This is a genomic window from Thalassobaculum fulvum (assembly GCF_014652915.1).
In the GTDB taxonomy this organism is placed as follows: Bacteria; Pseudomonadota; Alphaproteobacteria; order Thalassobaculales; family Thalassobaculaceae; genus Thalassobaculum_A; species Thalassobaculum_A fulvum.
The window spans coordinates 75399-91614 of record NZ_BMZS01000008.1 but is presented as its reverse complement, the minus strand read 5'-3'; the positions used below and the strand labels follow the sequence as shown (position 1 = coordinate 91614).

The following is a 16216-nucleotide window of genomic DNA, read 5'->3' as shown; positions in this document are numbered from 1 at the left end:
CCATGGCCCCGACCGGTAGTTTGCTGTTGTTCCGGAACCTGCGCCTGCTGGATCCGCGCTTCGACGAGGCGCGGGGCGGCTACGAGGTGCTGGTCGAGGGCGACCGCATCCGCGAGGTCGCCGACGGGCCGATCAGGGCGGACGGGGCGACGGCGATCGACTGCGGCGGCCGGGTGCTGATGCCGGGCCTGATCGACAGCCACGTGCACTGCATGCACAGCGAGGTGTACATGCGGCGCATGGAGGACGTGCCGCTGACCCTGGCGACGGCACGCTGCGCGGTCCGGCTGCGCGACATGCTGGACCGCGGCTTCACCACCGTGCGCGACACCGGCGGGACCGACTGGGGGGTCAAGACGGCGGTCGAGCAGGGCCTGCTGGTCGGCCCGCGGCTGTTCATCGCCGGTCGCTCGATCGGTCCGACCGGCGGCCATTCCGACGGCCGCGGCCGCACCAACACCGGCTATCCCTGCTACTGCTGCAACGCCTTCGCCAACCTGCGCGAGATGGTCGACGGCGAGGACGATTTGCGGCGGGTGGTGCGCGAGCAGATGCGCCAGGGCTCGGACCACGTGAAGATCATGGTGTCCGGCGGCGTCGCCTCGCCGTTCGATCCGCTCGACTCCCTGCAGTTCTCGATCGGCGAGATCCGGACCGCGGTCGAGGAGGCCGAGGCGTTCGGCCGCTACGTCTGCGCCCACGCCTACAGCGCCGAGGCGATCGACCGGGCGGTATCGAACGGCGTGCGCACCATCGAGCACGGCAACCTGATCGACGACGCCAGGGCCGAGCTGATGGCCCGCGAGGGCGCCTATCTGGTGGCCAACCTGGTCGCCTATGTGGCGATGAAGGAGCGCGCCGCCGACTACGGCATGCCGGCGGAGATGCTCGAGAAGAACGCCATGGTGCTGGAGGGCGGCTACCGCAGCCTGGAGATCTGCAAGCGCGCCGGCGTCAAGGTCGCCTACGGTTCCGACCTGCTCGGCGCGCTGGTCGAGGACCAGAGCCGCGAGTTCTCGATCCGCACCGAGGTGGTGTCGCCGATCGAGGTGATCCGCTCGGCGACCCTGATCGGCGCCGAGGTGGTGCGCCGTCCGGGCAAGCTCGGCGTGGTCGAGCCGGGCGCCTGGGCCGACCTGATCGTGGTCGACGACGACCCGTTGCGGGACATCACGCTGCTGGAGGGCCAGGGCCGGCACCTGGCGGCGATCGTCAAGGGTGGCGCGTTCCACAAGAACCGGCTGAACTGATCGGGAGCGGCGGCATGGCGGGACGGGGCATGGCGGGGCGGGAATGATGGGCGGTATCGACAGGCGGACGATCGGACGGTGGGCGCTGACCGGCACGGCCGCGCTGACCCTGTTCTACATCCTGATGCCGCTGATCTCGGTGACCTGGCTGTCGTTCTACGCCCAAGAGATCCCGTCCTTCCCGCCGCAGGGATACTCGCTGCGCTGGTACGCCTCGATCGTCGGCAACGAGCGGTTCGTCAGCGGCCTGCTGCTCAGCGTCCAGCTCGGGGTGAGCGCGACCGCCATCGGTCTCGCGGTCGGGGTGCCGGCGGCGCTGTGCCTGTCGCGGTTCCGGTTTCCCGGGCGCGAGGCGCTGAACAACCTGCTGCTGCTGCCGCTGATGGTGCCGGGCGTGGTGCTCGGCACGGCGCTGTACGTGTTCCACGTCGAGGCCGAGATCGCCACCGGCGGCGAGTTCCAGATCCTCGGCTCGACCGTCGGCCTGCTGTCGGGCCACGTGCTGGTGGTGATCCCCTGGGTGGTGCGGCTGGTACTCGCCAGCCTGGCCGGCTTCGACCGCACGCTCGAGGAGGCGGCGCACAACCTCGGGGCCGACCGCTGGACGACGTTCCGCCGGATCACCCTGCCGGGCATCCTGCCGGGCGTGGTGGCGGGCGCGATGTTCGGGTTCGTGGCGTCGTTCGGCAACCTGGAGATGAGCCTGTTCCTGGTCGGGCCGGGCCGCACGACCCTGCCGATCGCCATCCTGCAGTACCTGGAGTGGAAGATCGATCCGTCGATCGCGGCGGTGTCGGTGGTGCAGATCGTGCTGATCGGCGCCGCGATGCTCATGACCGACCGTTTCGTGAAGATCAGCCGCGTGGTGTGAGGACAGTATGGCCCGCCTTGTATTGAACCAGCTCTCCAAGCGCTACGGCGACTTCTTCGCCGCCCGCGACGTCACCCTGGACGTCGCCGACGGCGAGTTCCTGGTGCTGCTGGGCCCGTCGGGCTGCGGCAAGACCACGACGCTGCGGATGATCGCCGGCTTCGTGGAGCCGACGTCGGGGACCGTGCGGCTAGGCGACACCGACGTGACCCGGCTGCCGGCGTGGAAGCGCAACACCGGCCTGGTGTTCCAGAACTACGCGCTGTTCCCGCACCTGACGGTGGCCCAGAACGTGGCGTTCGGGCTGGAGATGCGGAAGGTCGCGAAGCCGGAGGCCGACAAGCGGGTCGCCGAGGCGCTGGAACTGGTGCGCCTCGGGCATCTCGGCGAGCGGCTGCCGCGCCAGCTTTCGGGCGGCCAGCAGCAGCGGGTCGCCTTGGCGCGCGCCCTGGTGTTCCGGCCCGACGTGCTGCTGCTCGACGAGCCGCTGTCGAACCTGGACGCCAAGCTGCGCCAGGAGGTCCGCGTCGAGATCCGCAAGCTGCAGCAGTCGCTGAACCTGACCACGGTGATGGTGACCCACGACCAGGAGGAGGCCCTGACCATGGCCGACCGCCTGGTGGTGATGAGCGAGGGCGCGGTCAGGCAGGTCGGGACCCAGCGCGACCTCTACGAGCGGCCGGCCGACCGGTTCGTCGCCGGCTTCGTCGGTCGCAGCAGCTTCCTGCAGGGGGCACTGGAGGCGCCGCAGCGGTTCCGGACCGCCGGCGGAATCGCGGTCGCCTGCAATGCCGACCTGGCACCGGGCGCGGCCACCATGGCACTCCGGCCGGAGCGGGTGATCGTCGGACCGAGCGAACTGACCGAGGTCGACAACGGGTTCCCGGGGGAGGTCGAGTTCGTCTCCTATCTCGGTGGCCTGATCGACCTGCATATCCGCCTGTCGCCACAGGACCTGGTGATCGCGCAGATCCCGAACCGCGAGGACGGGTTCATGCCCGAGGTCGGCGACAAGGTGCATGTGGGTTGGACGACGGCCTCGGCCGCCGTCTTCGCCGGAGCCGGCAGCGCGGCCGATTCCGACGAGCTTCAGCCGGACTAGCTCGGCCGGCCGAGGGGAACGGGAAAACCAGACGGGCAACCACGAACAGGGAGTGCGGAGAATGGAAAAGATCAAGCAAGGCTTGGGGATCTCGCGCCGCAATCTGATGAGGGGCGCGGCGGCCGTGGCGGGGACCGCGGCGCTCGGTCGTGCCGGCGGCGCACTCGCCCAGTCCAAGGGCAAGATCGTCGTCGGAACCTGGGGCGGCGATTACGCCCGCCTCCTGACCAAGAACATCGAGGACCCGATCCTGAAGGCCGCCGGCTGGGAGGTCATCCAGGACCAGGCCGGCGATCCGCAGCGCCGCAGCAAGATGCAGGCCGAGCGGCGGCTGCCGCGCGGCACCAGCGACGTGCAGGGCCTGTCCGCCCTGAACATCTACCAGATGCACGCGCTCGGCGTGACCGACAAGATCGACTACTCGAAGCTTAAGAACGCCAAGCACATCCTGCCGTCGATGAAGTTCGAGGCCGGCGTCGGCCACATCTACTCGGGCAAGGTCGCGGTCTACAACGCCAACCTCGTGAAGACCCCGCCGACCAGCTACGCCGACACGCTGAACCCGAAGCACGGCAGCAAGCTGGCGATCATCGACATCCAGTACCAGTACACGCTGGTCGCGGCGGCGCTGGCGGCCGGCGGCGGCGTCACCGACATGGACGGCGCCAAGAAGCTGCTGCTGGAACTGCGCAAGGCCGGCTGCCGCATCTACCCGACCAACGAGGCGTTCGCCCAGGGCCTGGCGGCCGACGAGTTCGAGGTCGGCATCATGTGGAAGGCCCGCACGGTGCAGTGGCAGAACAAGGGCATCAACGTGAAGTCGGTGGCCCCGACGGAAGGCACGCTGGCCTACACCTCGGGCTTCGTGATCCCGTCGAACGCCCCGAACAAGGACGGTGCCTACGCCTATCTCGACGCCATGCTGGAGCCGTCGGCGCAGGAGGCGTTCGCGATCGACATGGGCTACAACCCGACCGTCGACAACGCCAATGTGGCGCCGGACCTGAACGAGCGCATCGGCTTCACGCCGGAGCAGATCAAGAACCTCCGCAACATGGACTTCGGCTTCATGACCGACCACGACGTCGAGCTGAAGGAGTGGTGGGACAAGGAGTTCAAGGCCTGACCGGCCCGGACTTCGCATGATCCGGTCCCGGACGCCCGCCGTTGCACGGTCGGGCGTCCGGGACATCCGACCGGCATAGAGGAACTCGGTTGATGGCGGCAGGAACGACAGCCCCCGCAAGGGTGGAGGAGCGCGGCGGGTCGATCCTGTCGGCGGCGTCGCTGATCGGCCCGGCGACGTTCATCGTCGCGGCCGGCCTGCTGATCCCGATCGCCATCCTGTTCCGCTACAGCCTGAACAAGTTCGTGCCCCGGCTGCTGATGGTCGAGGCCTTTACCTTCGAGAACTACGTCAAGTTCTTCACCGACGCCTACTACATCGGGGTGTTCCTGACGACCGTCCAGGTGGCGCTGGCCTGCACGGTGATCTGCCTGGTGCTCGGCTTTCCGCTGGCCTACGTGCTGGCCCGCACCCGGACCCGCTTCAAGAACGTGCTGGTCATGCTGGTGGTGCTGCCGCTGTTCGTCGGCAACGCGGTGCGGGCGGCCGGCTGGATGACCCTGTTCGGCAGCAAGGGCATCATCAGCGTCGGGCTGATGGGCATCGGCATCACCTCCGAGCCGACCGAGATCATGTTCACCACCAGCGCGGTGATCATCGGCATCATCGCGGTCAACCTGCCGTTCATGGTGCTGACCCTGCAGAGCGTGATCGAGAGCATCGACCGCTCGGTCGAGGAGGCGGCGTTCAGCATGGGCGCCGGCCCCTGGCACATGTTCTGGCGGGTGCTGTGGCCGCTGGCCCTGCCGGGTATCGCCGCCGGCGTCATCCTGACCTTCATCCTCGGCATGAACGCCTACGCCACGCCGGTGCTGCTCGGCGGGCCGGAGTTCAAGATGATGGCGCCGCTGGTGTTCGGGCAGATGCAGCTCGGCAACTGGCCGTTCGGCGCCGCGGTGTCGTTCATCCTGATGATCACCACCCTGGTGCTCACCATGATCGCCGGGTTCAGGCTGCAGAAGCGCTACCGGCGCTGACTCTTCGCGGCCCGGCGCTTCCGGGGCGACAGGGAGAGCGGCCGGCCGGTCCGCCTGATCCAGCCACCAATACTGACGGAACCGGCAAGTTTTGCGCGTGTCGATTCCAATTCGTCTTTGCCTGTGATTGAATTCCAGACGTTGAGACGATTTCTGCTCCGGACGGCGTGTCGATCCGACGGTGACAAGCGGGCGGTTGCGGCATCCGACGGACAGTCTCGCATTGCCTGACGATGGGGGATGGGGGATGAGCGAAGAGATCGTGAAAGCGATCGTGGACAAGTACGTCGCCGACGAGACGTTCCGGACCGAGGTCCGGGCCGATCCGGAAGGTGCGATCCAGGCCGCCGGCTTCGAACTGGACGACGAGGAGCGGGCCTTGCTGCAGTCGATCGACTTCTCGCAGACGGATGAGCAGCTTTCGAAGCGGTTGTCGGGCGCATGGTCGGACCCCATAGGAACGCCGTGGGATTGACCTCTCGCAAGCGAACGGGCTGCGTTCGGAACGGATCTCCGCGAGGACCGGCCTGAACACGCATCGCCAGGACCAAGACCTCCGAGCAGTTGTGCCCGCCCAGGATCAATCTCTCGCCGACAAGCGCGGTGTTCTCGCCTCCCACCCGGCCTTCGCGACGCTGTCCGGGGCGGCGCTGGAATCGCTCGCCGGGCATTTCGCGGAGGAGCGGTACGCCCCTGGCGAGGCGATCGTCCGCGAGGGCGACCCCGGGGACCGGCTGTTCCTGATCGTCTCGGGAACCGTCGATGTCCATTCCGCCGACCGCAAGCGGTCGGTGTTCATGAAATCGCTGGGGCCGGGCGACATGTTCGGCGAAATGGCCCTGCTCGAGCCGGACGGCCGGCGCAACGCCACCGTCACCGCGACCGGCGAAGTCAGGGTCCTCAGCCTGCCGAGACCGGTGTTCACGGAGTCACTCCAGGCCGAGGGCGGGCTGCGCGACGCGGTGCTCCGGCTTCGCGACACCATTCTCCGGTTCCGCTTCCTGCGCATGGCCAGCCCGTTCGGCGCGCTGGAGCCGGCAATGCTCGACGCGCTGTCGGCGCGCATGACACGGACCGACTTCTCCGCCGGCGACGAATTGATCCGGCAGGGCGACGCCGGCGACTTCGCGCTGCTGATCGCCGAGGGCGAGGTGGAGGTGGTCCGGCGCGACGGCGGGGACGAGCGTCGGCTCGCCGCGCTCGGCGTCGGCGCCATGCTGGGCGAGGCGGCGATCCTCACCGGCGAGGTCCGCAACGCCGCGGTCCGCGCACTGAAGGACGGCCACGCCTTCCGGATCGACCGCGACGCGATGCTGGAGATGTTCGAGCGCGACCGGCGGATCGGCCTGCAGGCGATCCAGCTGCTGCGCCTGCGCGAGCAGCCGCGACAGGCGCCCGGCGTCGAGGTACACGAGCGGCGGACCGTCGACGGCGACACGATGTACGTCCTGAAGCGCCGGGACACCAGTGCCTTCTTCCAGCTGTCCGAGAACGGCTGGCGCCTCTGGCAGAAGCTCGACGGCGAGTCGACCCTCCGGGACATCACCATCGCCCATATGCTCGCCACCAGGACCTTCGCGCCGCAGATGGTGGCCGACACCATCGCCGCGCTCATCGCCAGCGGATTCGTCGATGTCCGGACCGTGACGCCGGAGGTCTCGGAGCGGCTCGGCGACCAGACCGGCGGCACGGCGCTCGGCCGGATCGCCGCGGCCCTGCGGCGCATCTTCGTCTGGCATTGGGATATCGGCTCCGGCGACCGCCTGGTCGGGCGGCTCTACGATGGCGGCGGGCATCTCGCCTATCGTGCGGCCGGGCTGGCCGTCATCGCGACGGTCATCCTCACAGGAACGGCGATCGTCGTCCTCACCGGCCCGCAGGCGCGGCTGGCGATGCAGGGCGGATGGGGCGAGGGCTCGCTGTGGCTGGTGGTGCCGCTGGTCTACGCCAGCATCGTCCTGCACGAGCTCGGCCATGGTCTCTCGGTGAAACACTACGGGCGCGAGGTGCTCGGCGCCGGCCTCGGCTGCCAGGGGCCGTTCGTCTTCGCCTACGTCAACACCAGCGACATGTGGCTCGAGGGGCGACGACCGCGACTGGTTGTCGACGCGTCCGGCCTCGTGGTGAACATGCTCCTAGCCGGGCTGGCCGGGCTCGGCCTGCTGCTCGCCGAGGACCCGGCGACGGTCGCGGTGCTGTGGCTGTTCGCGGTGTTCTCCTGGCAGATCGTCCTGGTCAACCTGAATCCGTTCTTCGACCTGGACGGCTACTACCTGCTGTCGGACTGGCTCGACCGTGCGAACCTTCGAGAGAAGTCGTTCCGGCGATTTCTCGACCTGGTGCGCTCCGGTGACCTGGCGATCGCCCGGCGGCATCCGGTGGAGATCGCCTATACCGCCCTGACCCTGGTCTACGTATCGGCGATGGGCGTGGTGCTGTACCTGGTCTATCGCCCCCTGCTCGCCAGCTGGTTCGGCGACGCCGCCCCGGCTCTGCTGGCCGAGCTGGGCGCGTTGGCCATCGCCCTCCTCTGGTATGCCAGCAGCGCTGCCTTCCTCTCCCGCAGCCTGAAGCGCGCCTGGTTGGCCTCCCGAAACCGGCCGGCGACCGGGATATGACGGCGGCCCCGTCCGGCCCGGCCTCAGCGACGGCGCGCCTCGACGACCCGGGTTTCGCCGAGGCGCTGATGGCGTGGATCGGCGACCTCGCCGACGGCCTCGCCCGCAGCGAGGGCCAGCGCGACCTGCTGCGCCTCGCCCGGGCCGAGCTGGCGGCCAAGGAGCGCAGCAATCGCGAGGTCTTCGGATGCTCCCTGTTCGGCACCCTGCCGGCTGCGATTTTCGAGGCGGTGGCGCCGGGCCGGCCGGTGCCGCTCGCCCTGCCGGCCGCCTCGTCGCTCTGCTTCCTGGCGCTCGACATCCTCGACGACCTGGCCGACGGCGACTGGCCGGCGCACTGGGGCGACCTCCGTCCGGCAGAGATGGAGCTGACCGGGGTGCTGATCCTCTCGGTGCTGGTCCCCGAGGCGCTGGCGCGAACGACCGACGATCCGGCGCTCCTGGCCGCGCTCGGCGCCATCCACCGCCAGTCGCTGCTGCGCATGGCCGACGGCCAGCGGGAGGACCTGGCGGCCGCCGACCCCGCCGACTGGGACGCCTCCTGGGACATGGTCACCGCCCGCCGGGTGCTGACCGCGCGCGGTCCGGACCAGGCGTCCGGATATGCCGCGATGGCGGCCGTGCTGGCCGGCGCCCCCCCGGAAGCGGCGCGGCACCTCGCCGGCTACGCCCACTACCTCACCGGCGCCGCGAGCCTGTGGAGCGATCTCGCCGAACTGCTCGGCCCCGAAGGCCGCGACCTGAAGCAGGGCAAGCGCACAGTGCCGCTGGCCGCCCATGTCAACGCGCTGGCGGCGTCGGAGCGGCCGGCTTTCCTCGCCCGGCTGCGGGCGGCGCGGACCTCGGAGGCCGAACGGGAGGCCCTCCGCACGGATCTCCGAGCCAGCCCGGCAGTGGCCGCGGCGATGGCATACCGGGACATCGACCTGACGATGGCGCGGGCCGCCCTGAAGCGCGCCGGACTCCGGGATCCGCAACGCCTCGCGGGCTTCGTCGACGCCCTCGCCAGCCTCGGCTGAACCCGGCGTCAGGCGGCGAACCGCTTCCTGCCCCCATTGGCCTGATCTGGACATGTGTGCCACATGTGAATATGCTCGGCACATGTCCGTGATGATCCAGATCCGCAACGTGCCCGAGGAGCTGCATCGGCGCCTGAAGTCGCGGGCGGCGATGGCGGGGATGTCGCTGTCCGACTACCTGCTGGGCCAGATCCGCGAGGCGGCGGAACGCCCGACGATCGAGGAACTGCGCGAACGAATCAGGAGCCGGGGGAGTGCCGATCTGCCGGTCTCGGCGGCGGATGTTCTGCGCGAGGAGCGCGAAGCCCGTTGATCGTCGTCGATGCGTCGGCGGTCGTCGAAGTCATTCTCGACACGCCTGCCGCCGAACGGATCGCGAAGCTGTTCTTCGACTCCGGTGAGAGCCTTCACGCACCGCATCTCCTGGATGTCGAGGTCGCTCAGGTTCTCCGCCGCCTTGCGGCCACGGGCTTCGTGGAAGCCGGGCGCGCGCGCGGAGCGCTTGCAGACCTTGCCGATCTGCAGGTCGTCCGATATCCGCACGATGTCCTCCTCCCACGCGTCTGGGAGCTCCGTCACAACGTCTCGGCCTATGATGCCGTGTACGTGGCGCTCGCGGAGACGCTCGACGCGAAACTGCTGACCGGCGACAGACGCCTCGCGGCAGCGATCGGTCACCTTCACGTCGAGACGATCTGAGCTTTCACCCGCTCGCCGCGCAGCCGTCCAGCAGCGCGGTCAGCGCGTCGCCGTCCAGCTCGCCGGTGCGGGCGATCGCCACCAGCATGCTCTCGGCCGGGGCCGGGCCGTCCGAGGTCTCCAGGGTGTGGCGCTTGCCGACCATCTGGAACACCGCGCGCTGGTCCGGGCCGTCGGCGAACGCCAGCACCCCCTTCATCCGCAGCAGCGAGGCCGGCAGCCGCCGCACGGCGCCGCGGAAGGCTGCGCGGTCGAGCGGCGCGGCGCTGCGCCACGACCAGGCCTGGAACTCCTCGCCGTGGTCGTGGTGATGGTGGTCGTGATCATGGTCATGATCGTGGTGGTGGCCATGCTGGTGGCCGGCGGCCGGGCGCTCCGCCGGCGCCCGCTCGATCCCGAACAGCACCTCGCGCGGCACCTCGGAGAACCGGGTCGGCAGGAACCGGATGCTCGGCGTCGGCCCGCGCAGGGTGCTCTCGACCAGCTCCAGGTCGGCGGCGCTGGCGATGTCGGTCTTGTTCAGCACCACCATGTCGGCCGAGCAGGCCTGCTCGATCGCCAGCTCGGTCGAGGCGAAGTCGAGGTCGCGGAAGCCTGCGGTGTCGACCAGGCAGAACACCCCGGCGATCGCCACCCGGCCGTCGAGCGTCGGGTCGAGCAGGGCGTCGACCACGGCGATCGGCCGCGACACCCCGCTGGTCTCGATCAGCAGGTGCTCGGGCACCGGGTCCTGGCCGAGCAGCCGGTCGATCGCCTCGACCATGTCGTCGCGGATCGTGCAGCACACGCAGCCGTTCGCCAGCGACACCTGGTCGGCGCCGGTCTCGACCACCAGTTCGGCGTCGATGTTGATGGCGCCGAAGTCGTTGACCAGCACGCCGTAGCGCACGCCGCGCGGGTCCTCGAGGATGCGCTTCAGCAGGGTGGTCTTGCCGGCCCCCAGGAAGCCGGCCAGCACGGTGACCGGGGTCGGCGCCGGCGCCGTCACGAAGCCTCTCCCGGCAGCCGGGTGGTGTGGCGCGCCCGGTTCCAGTTCGCGGCGGCCGCGACCGCCCGCTCGACGTCCTCCTCCAGCATCAGCCCGTCGGCGACCAGCGCCTCGGCGGCACGCCGGATCGCCGCCACGTAGTCGGCGGCGTCGCTGTAGCGCTGCAGGATCGCCGGCCGCGGGTCGCAGGTCTGGACCCGCTCCTCGGCGGTGTCGGCGAACGGCAGGTAGGCGCCGGTGATGCCGACCATGGCGCCGTGGCCGAGCTCCGGTCGCCGCAGGTTCCAGCCGACATAGGTGCCGAGCGGCGCGGTCACCATCGGCGCCCGGACCCCGGCGCGGTCGTTGCCGTCGGCGTCGCCGGCCGGCACCAGCACCGGGTACTCCTTGTCGCCGACCACGCGCGGCGGCTCGTGCTCGATCACGCCGGTCTCGTCCAGCGCCGATCCGAAGTCGAGCAGCTCCAGCCGGCTCGGCCCGCGCGGCAGCATGACGCCGGGCACCGCCGGGAACCCGGCCCGCCATTCCTCGGCCGACACCAGGGTGCCGTCGGCGACCGAGGGCACCCGGCTGGCCGGCGGCGGCGTGCCGTCGGTCGCCCAGCGGTCCAGGTTGTCCAGGTTGGCCCGAAAGAACATCGAGGTGGCGACGGTGTTGTGCAGGTTGGCGGCGATCCCGCGTTCCGGCTTCGCGACCAGCGGCGAGGCGAAGTGCTGCGAGCCGGCCCAGCAGTACACCCGAACGCCGTCGGGCTGCGGCAGGTCGCGGCCCTCGCTGTCGGTGACCACCAGCGAGGCCCGGCGGTGCCAGTACTCGGACGAGGTGTCGGTGTGGATCACCAGCGGGTCGGTGTCCGGGCGCTTCAGGATCGCGTCGTCCCGCCCGGTCAGGTGGTCGGTCGAGCGGGCGTAGCTGAACGGGAAGCGGTCGACCACGGTGTAGTGGTTCTCGTGCTCCTGGCCCGGCAGCACGGTGAGCTGGGCGAACCGATGGTTCATCCACATCTTGCCGCCGCCGGCGACGTGCGGCAGCACGCCGTCGAACACTCGGCGGCCCTCGGCGTCGGCGTTGAAGCCCTGCCAGACGAAGTCGCGGATGCAGCGGCCGGTCTGCGACCGCCCCCAGGCATAGGCCTTCTCGACCCGGCCGCCGGCCTCGCGCAGCGGGTTCGGGGTGCCGGCGGCGTCGCTGTCGGCGTGCTTCAGGAAGCTGACGAAATCGCGCACCGCCAGATGACCGAGGCCGAGCACCCGCGGGTCGCGGGCCTCGTAGATCAGTTCGTAGATCCAGCCGGTCTCGAAGCCGCCCGGCATGTACAGGTGGCTGTCGGACGGCGCGATCGCCTTGTCGCGGCCGAGGCCGTCGACCGCGGGGGATTCCTCGATGCGCGCGAACGCCCAGGCGCCGGCCGGGATCGGCTGGCGCTCGCTGGCGGCATAGCGGCGGCGGGTGAACTGCGCCTTGGACGTGTCGAGCGAGGCGGCCGGATAGCTGCGCGACGGCGCCAGCCCGCTGAGCGGGATCACGTGGATGCCGGGCGCGTTGACGATGTACTCGACCCGCACGGTGCCGGTGATCGGGCGGCCGTTTTCGGTCGCCACCGGCACGTCCAGCAGCAGGCGGCCGTCGCCCGGCAGCAGGTCGCCCTGCCATGCCAGCCAGACGACGGTATAGCCGCGGCGCATCAGGAAGCCGTTGCCGGCGTGCTCGATGGCCAACGGGTTGTTGGAGCCGACCGCGTCGTTGAAGAACTGCAGGGCGCGCTTGTTGCCGCGGTTGCCGTAGTCGAAGAACACCCTTCCGTTGCCGCGCGCCGGCTCGGCCGGCTTCAGCAGGCAGAAATCGGCGGCGTAGTCGACCAGCCCGTCGCCGTCGCGCGGCGCCTTGTCGAGGTCGACGATGCGCGGCTGGTTGCCGTTCGGGTCGGCCTTGAAGCGGACCTTGCCGGTGATGCGCTCATAGGCGCCGGCCTCGCCGAAGGCGTGGCCGTCGGCGAACGGGCGGCGGTCGTCGATCGACAGGACGAGGGATACGCTCATGGCGGCCGGCCTTTCCGGGGCGGGAGGGGCGGCGTCGCAAGACCGGCGCCGCGGGCGAGACCGCAACGATACGGCGGCGGCGGGCAAGCGTTCAATCCGTGCCGGCCCGCATGGCATGCTTGGTCGACGCGAGCGGGAAGGGGAGAGCGATGACCGGGGCCTGGAGGCTGTGCTGCCTGACCAAGAACCGGACCAACCCGGCCTATGTCGGGGCGCAGATCGGCGCGGCCCGGCTGGCCGAGCGCCTCGGCTGCACGCTGGTCGGCTACGCCCCGCAGACGCCCGACGACGTGGCCGAGCAGACCGCGCTGCTGGAAGAAGCCCTGGCGAGCGCGCCGGACGCGATCCTCATCTCGCCGGTCCACACCACCGCCCTGGACCCGACGTTGCAGAAGGTGGTCGACGCCGGGATCCCGCTGATCTTCTTCGTGTCGAGCGCGCCGGCGATCCCCGCCGACACCTTCGTGACGGCCAACAACGAGACCCTGGCCGCGGGAATCGCGGACCACCTGTTCCGGCACCTCGGCGGGTCCGGCGACATCGCGGTAATCGAGGGGCTGCCGCAGTCGCCGACCGCGGCCCCGCGGACCCGGGGCTTCCTGAAGGCCGCGGAGGGCTTCCCCGGCATCCGCATCGTCGCGTCCGCCGTCGGCGACTACCAGTTCGGCGGCGGCAAGGGCGCGATGGCCGGGATCCTGGAGCGGTGCGCCCGGATGGACGGCGTGGTGGCGGCGAACGACGTGATGGCGCTCGGCGCCCTCGAGGCGCTGCGGGAGGCCGGGCGCGAGGCACCGGTGGTCGGCATCAACGCGATGCCGGACGCGATCCGGGCGATCAGGGCGGGAACATTGTTGGCGACGGTCAGCTACGACGCGCTGTCGCTGGTCGGCACCGGCGTGCTGGCCGCCGTCCGGATCCTGCGGGGCGAGCCGGTTCCGAAGCTGCTGGAGTTGCCGGCCGACATCGTCGACGCGGGCAACTGCGATGCCTGGGACATGCCGTACGAGCAACGGCCGCTACCGAACTGGGAAGCGGTGACCGGATCGGCCTGAGGGAATGTGGGGAAGCGTGAAGGTGGTGCCGCAGAAGGGACTCGAACCCCCGACCCTCGCATTACGAATGCGATGCTCTACCAGCTGAGCTACTGCGGCCCCGGAGTGGTGCGGGCCCTAGATACGGGTTGCGCGGTCCGGATGCAAGTGCGGCGCGCGCCGATGTCAGTTGATGGCCAGCGCCCCGATGCCGGGGAACACCGCGCCGAACTTTCCGCCGGCCGGGCTCTCGCCGTCGACCAGCAGCTTCTTCAGCGGATCGCTGTCGCCGGAGCGGAAGGCCTTCAGGGCGTCCTGGGTCGCCTTGACGCGCGCCAGGCCGGTCTGCGCCGCCTCCAGCCGCTCGCGGGCGGCCGTCGAGAGCGAGCCGCCGCCGGTCTCGACCAGGCGGTAGTGGCCGGTCGACAGGCCGGTCCGCGTCTGCTCGGCGGTCAGGCCGAACGACCTGCCGTCGAGACCCACGACCGAGGTGTCCTCGGCCCGCACCGCACCGTCGCGGGCGACGCCGATCTCGACCCCGAGACGGCGGTACGAAGCGTAGGCGGCTTCGTCGCCGGCACCCTGGTCCGAGAACGCGACGTCGACGCCGACGATGCGGATCTGCACCAGGAAGCCCTCGCTTGCCGACGCGCCGTCGAGGGCTTCCGCCGCGGCCTGCAGCGCCCGCTCGGCCGCCTCGGCGGCCTCGTCGGGCTTCTGAACCGCCGCAAACACGGTGCGAAGCGCGTGGCGCAGGCGGTCCTGGAAGGAGATGTCGTCGCGGCCGTCCGGCTCGACTGTCAGGAACTGGCTGTCGTGCGGGACCGCCTGGCGCAGGCCGGAGCCGGTCGTCGACGCGGTCGCCGGAGGGGACGCAACAGCCCGACCGGTCCCTGCGGCGACTGCCACAGCGGGCGACGATGTCCCCGCAATGTCCACAGGAGCAAGCATGGCTCAGTCCCTTCTGGACGGCCGGTCTCCCCCAAGGAGAGTCCGTACGGCCCGGCCTTCTTGACCGGATAGTTCGAATTCTACCGAAAATCGGATCAAGAGTCTCCGGTTAATTCGAACCGGCTGCCCGGGCCGCCTCTTCGGCCCGCTGCGACGGGGTCTTCCCGGGATCCCGCGGCTCGGCGGTGGATGCCGGGGCCAGCTCTACGATCTGCGCTTCGGCCGCCGACACCTCTTCCTCGGTCATCACGCTGACCCGAGGCGGCGGCGTCCAGGCCAGGGTGTCGAACTCGCCGCAATGGCCGCAGATCGCCGACCAGTCGGGCGCGACCGCGCCGCAGGTCGAGCAGGTCCAGGCCGGATCGGCAGGCGCCGAGGACGCGCGCTCCAGCCACGTCCGGGCGGCCCGGCCGTCATCGTGCTCGGACTCCTCGAGGCGGGAACGCAGGCGGCACGCCCGTGCGGTCAGGTCGGCACCCGACAGGGCCTCGAGCTGCACCCGCGCCTCGCCCCAGAGCTCGGCGTCGAGCGCCGCCTCGGCGACCGTCAGCCGGCTTTCGACGGCGTCCGGCGCCCGTTCGGTCAGCGCGTGCAGGCGCTTGAACCGGTCGATCGCGGTGCCTTCCGGCGACAGCTCGCGATAGGCCCGGGCGAGCGCCGGGTGCGGCGACCGGGCCCAGGCGTCCTCGATCAGCCGCTGGCCGCGCCTGGCCTTGCCGGTCTTGCCCAGCAGTTCGGCCTCCAGCGCGACCGCCGGCACGAAGCCGGCCTGAGACTCGCGGGCCTTGCCGAGATGGTCGAGTGCCTCGTCGGTCTTGCCGGCCGCGAGATCCTCGCGGGCGCGTTCGGTCAGCAGAGCGGCGCGGTGCCGCAGGCCCTCGGCCTCGGGCACGATCCGCCGCTTGACCGCGTCGTACAGTGCGACCTGGGCGTCGAACCAGCGGCCGGCGCGGGCCCGGCCGTACAGCCGGGTGGTCGCGACCAGCGGCGCGTCGGGGCGCAGGGCGTGCGCCTCCTCGGCCAGTTCCAGGGCGCGGTCCTCGTCGCCGCGGCCGATCGCCTGGCGCAGCAGCCCGACCAGGCCGAGGAAGCGGGTGTCGTCGTTGTCACGCAGGGCGGCGAAGTACTTGGCGGCGGCCGCGGTGTCGCCGTTCAGCGCCGCGGCCTGGGCCGACAGCAGCCGGGTCAGGCTGGGGTCGCGTAGCAGCCGGTCGGCCTCGCGCGCCTGCCGGCGGGCCTCCTCGGCGTCGCCGGCGGCGACCGCGGCCAGGCCCAGGGTAAGCGCCCGGAACCCGCCCTCCCGGCGCTGGTCGGCACGCCGGCGCATGGCGACCCAGGGCGAGCCGACGGCATGGGTCAGGGCCCGGAGGCCGATGGCGCCGAGCCAGATCAGCCCGGCCACCACCACCGCGAACAGCGCGAACGAGGTTTCCAAGCGCCAGCCGAGCCAGTCGACGCGAATTTCGCCGGGGTTGCGGACCAACCAGATCGCCAGGGCGACCAGGACCGCGAGGCGGATCAGGTAGAAGATCGAGCGCCGCACCG

General features: G+C 70.7%; 15 protein-coding genes and 1 tRNA gene. 11 read left to right on the top strand and 5 right to left on the bottom strand.

The genetic code is table 11. From position 1 onward, the window contains the following. The first annotated feature begins 2 nt into the window (after positions 1 to 2). The 10 genes from IE246_RS16955 (at position 3) to IE246_RS16910 (ending at position 9662) form a co-directional block, all read left to right on the top strand. Entirely contained in the window at positions 3 to 1250 is a 1248-nt protein-coding gene (locus IE246_RS16955; RefSeq protein WP_189991804.1) for a metal-dependent hydrolase family protein, read from the top strand. 46 nt (positions 1251 to 1296) lie between these two features. Beyond that, positions 1297 to 2121 (top strand): ABC transporter permease, encoded by an 825-nt coding sequence (locus tag IE246_RS16950; RefSeq protein WP_229837303.1) that lies wholly within the window; start codon positions 1297 to 1299, stop codon positions 2119 to 2121. Between the two features lie 7 nt (positions 2122 to 2128). After that, positions 2129 to 3223, top strand: a complete 1095-nt coding sequence (locus IE246_RS16945) for an ABC transporter ATP-binding protein (protein ID WP_189991802.1) — start codon at positions 2129 to 2131, stop codon at positions 3221 to 3223. A gap of 61 nt (positions 3224 to 3284) precedes the next feature. After that, positions 3285 to 4349, top strand: coding sequence for an extracellular solute-binding protein (locus IE246_RS16940; RefSeq protein ID WP_189991800.1), 1065 nt, complete (start codon positions 3285 to 3287; stop codon positions 4347 to 4349). A gap of 92 nt (positions 4350 to 4441) precedes the next feature. Further along, a complete protein-coding gene (locus IE246_RS16935) occupies positions 4442 to 5326 on the top strand; it encodes an ABC transporter permease (RefSeq protein WP_189991798.1) in 885 nt (294 codons plus the stop codon). Between the two features lie 247 nt (positions 5327 to 5573). Then, positions 5574 to 5801: an Os1348 family NHLP clan protein gene (locus IE246_RS16930; protein ID WP_189991796.1), complete on the top strand. Its 228-nt coding sequence runs from the start codon at positions 5574 to 5576 to the stop codon at positions 5799 to 5801. 91 nt (positions 5802 to 5892) lie between these two features. Continuing rightward, positions 5893 to 7944, top strand: coding sequence for a cyclic nucleotide-binding domain-containing protein (locus IE246_RS16925; protein WP_189991794.1), 2052 nt, complete (start codon positions 5893 to 5895; stop codon positions 7942 to 7944). Further along, complete coding sequence (locus IE246_RS16920) at positions 7941 to 8963, top strand: hypothetical protein (RefSeq protein ID WP_189991792.1); 1023 nt, start codon at positions 7941 to 7943, stop codon at positions 8961 to 8963. Before IE246_RS16925 ends, IE246_RS16920 begins: the two co-directional genes overlap by 4 nt. 91 nt (positions 8964 to 9054) lie before the next feature. Then, positions 9055 to 9276: a FitA-like ribbon-helix-helix domain-containing protein gene (locus IE246_RS16915; protein ID WP_229837302.1), complete on the top strand. Its 222-nt coding sequence runs from the start codon at positions 9055 to 9057 to the stop codon at positions 9274 to 9276. Then, positions 9273 to 9662 carry a type II toxin-antitoxin system VapC family toxin gene (locus tag IE246_RS16910; RefSeq protein WP_189991788.1) on the top strand — a complete coding sequence of 130 codons (390 nt, stop codon included), beginning with the start codon at positions 9273 to 9275 and terminating at the stop codon, positions 9660 to 9662. The genes IE246_RS16915 and IE246_RS16910 overlap by 4 nt, the downstream gene beginning before the upstream one ends. Before the next feature lie 4 nt (positions 9663 to 9666). On the opposite strand, the gene IE246_RS16905 is transcribed toward IE246_RS16910, so the two are convergent. Both IE246_RS16905 and IE246_RS16900 read right to left on the bottom strand, forming a co-directional pair. Continuing rightward, positions 9667 to 10650, bottom strand: coding sequence for a CobW family GTP-binding protein (locus IE246_RS16905; protein WP_189991786.1), 984 nt, complete (start codon positions 10648 to 10650; stop codon positions 9667 to 9669). Continuing rightward, on the bottom strand, positions 10647 to 12689 hold the full coding sequence (locus IE246_RS16900; RefSeq protein ID WP_189991784.1) for an alpha/beta hydrolase domain-containing protein: 2043 nt from the start codon (positions 12687 to 12689) through the stop codon (positions 10647 to 10649). The genes IE246_RS16905 and IE246_RS16900 overlap by 4 nt, the downstream gene beginning before the upstream one ends. A gap of 149 nt (positions 12690 to 12838) precedes the next feature. Here IE246_RS16900 and IE246_RS16895 point away from each other — a divergent pair, with 149 nt between their 5' ends. After that, positions 12839 to 13741 carry a sugar ABC transporter substrate-binding protein gene (locus tag IE246_RS16895; protein ID WP_189991782.1) on the top strand — a complete coding sequence of 301 codons (903 nt, stop codon included), beginning with the start codon at positions 12839 to 12841 and terminating at the stop codon, positions 13739 to 13741. A 23-nt stretch (positions 13742 to 13764) separates the two neighbouring features. Here the strand turns inward: IE246_RS16895 and IE246_RS16890 are convergent. The 3 genes from IE246_RS16890 to IE246_RS16880 all read right to left on the bottom strand — a co-directional run bounded on the left by IE246_RS16890 (position 13765) and on the right by IE246_RS16880 (position 16214). After that, positions 13765 to 13840, bottom strand: a tRNA-Thr gene (locus IE246_RS16890). 66 nt (positions 13841 to 13906) lie between these two features. After that, positions 13907 to 14629 carry a hypothetical protein gene (locus IE246_RS16885; protein WP_189991780.1) on the bottom strand — a complete coding sequence of 241 codons (723 nt, stop codon included), beginning with the start codon at positions 14627 to 14629 and terminating at the stop codon, positions 13907 to 13909. A gap of 151 nt (positions 14630 to 14780) precedes the next feature. Further along, positions 14781 to 16214 (bottom strand): heme biosynthesis protein HemY, encoded by a 1434-nt coding sequence (locus IE246_RS16880; RefSeq protein ID WP_189991778.1) that lies wholly within the window; start codon positions 16212 to 16214, stop codon positions 14781 to 14783. Between the last annotated feature and the right edge of the window lie 2 nt (positions 16215 to 16216).

Coding starts and splice junctions, on each gene's coding strand:
- IE246_RS16930 (WP_189991796.1), top strand. CDS start 5,574: ATGAGCGAAGAGATCGTGAAAGCGATCGTGGACAAGTACGTCGCCGAC.
- IE246_RS16915 (WP_229837302.1), top strand. CDS start 9,055: ATGATCCAGATCCGCAACGTGCCCGAGGAGCTGCATCGGCGCCTGAAG.
- IE246_RS16900 (WP_189991784.1), bottom strand. CDS start 12,689: ATGAGCGTATCCCTCGTCCTGTCGATCGACGACCGCCGCCCGTTCGCC.
- IE246_RS16955 (WP_189991804.1), top strand. CDS start 3: ATGGCCCCGACCGGTAGTTTGCTGTTGTTCCGGAACCTGCGCCTGCTG.
- IE246_RS16940 (WP_189991800.1), top strand. CDS start 3,285: ATGGAAAAGATCAAGCAAGGCTTGGGGATCTCGCGCCGCAATCTGATG.
- IE246_RS16950 (WP_229837303.1), top strand. CDS start 1,297: ATGGGCGGTATCGACAGGCGGACGATCGGACGGTGGGCGCTGACCGGC.
- IE246_RS16945 (WP_189991802.1), top strand. CDS start 2,129: ATGGCCCGCCTTGTATTGAACCAGCTCTCCAAGCGCTACGGCGACTTC.
- IE246_RS16920 (WP_189991792.1), top strand. CDS start 7,941: ATGACGGCGGCCCCGTCCGGCCCGGCCTCAGCGACGGCGCGCCTCGAC.
- IE246_RS16935 (WP_189991798.1), top strand. CDS start 4,442: ATGGCGGCAGGAACGACAGCCCCCGCAAGGGTGGAGGAGCGCGGCGGG.
- IE246_RS16895 (WP_189991782.1), top strand. CDS start 12,839: ATGACCGGGGCCTGGAGGCTGTGCTGCCTGACCAAGAACCGGACCAAC.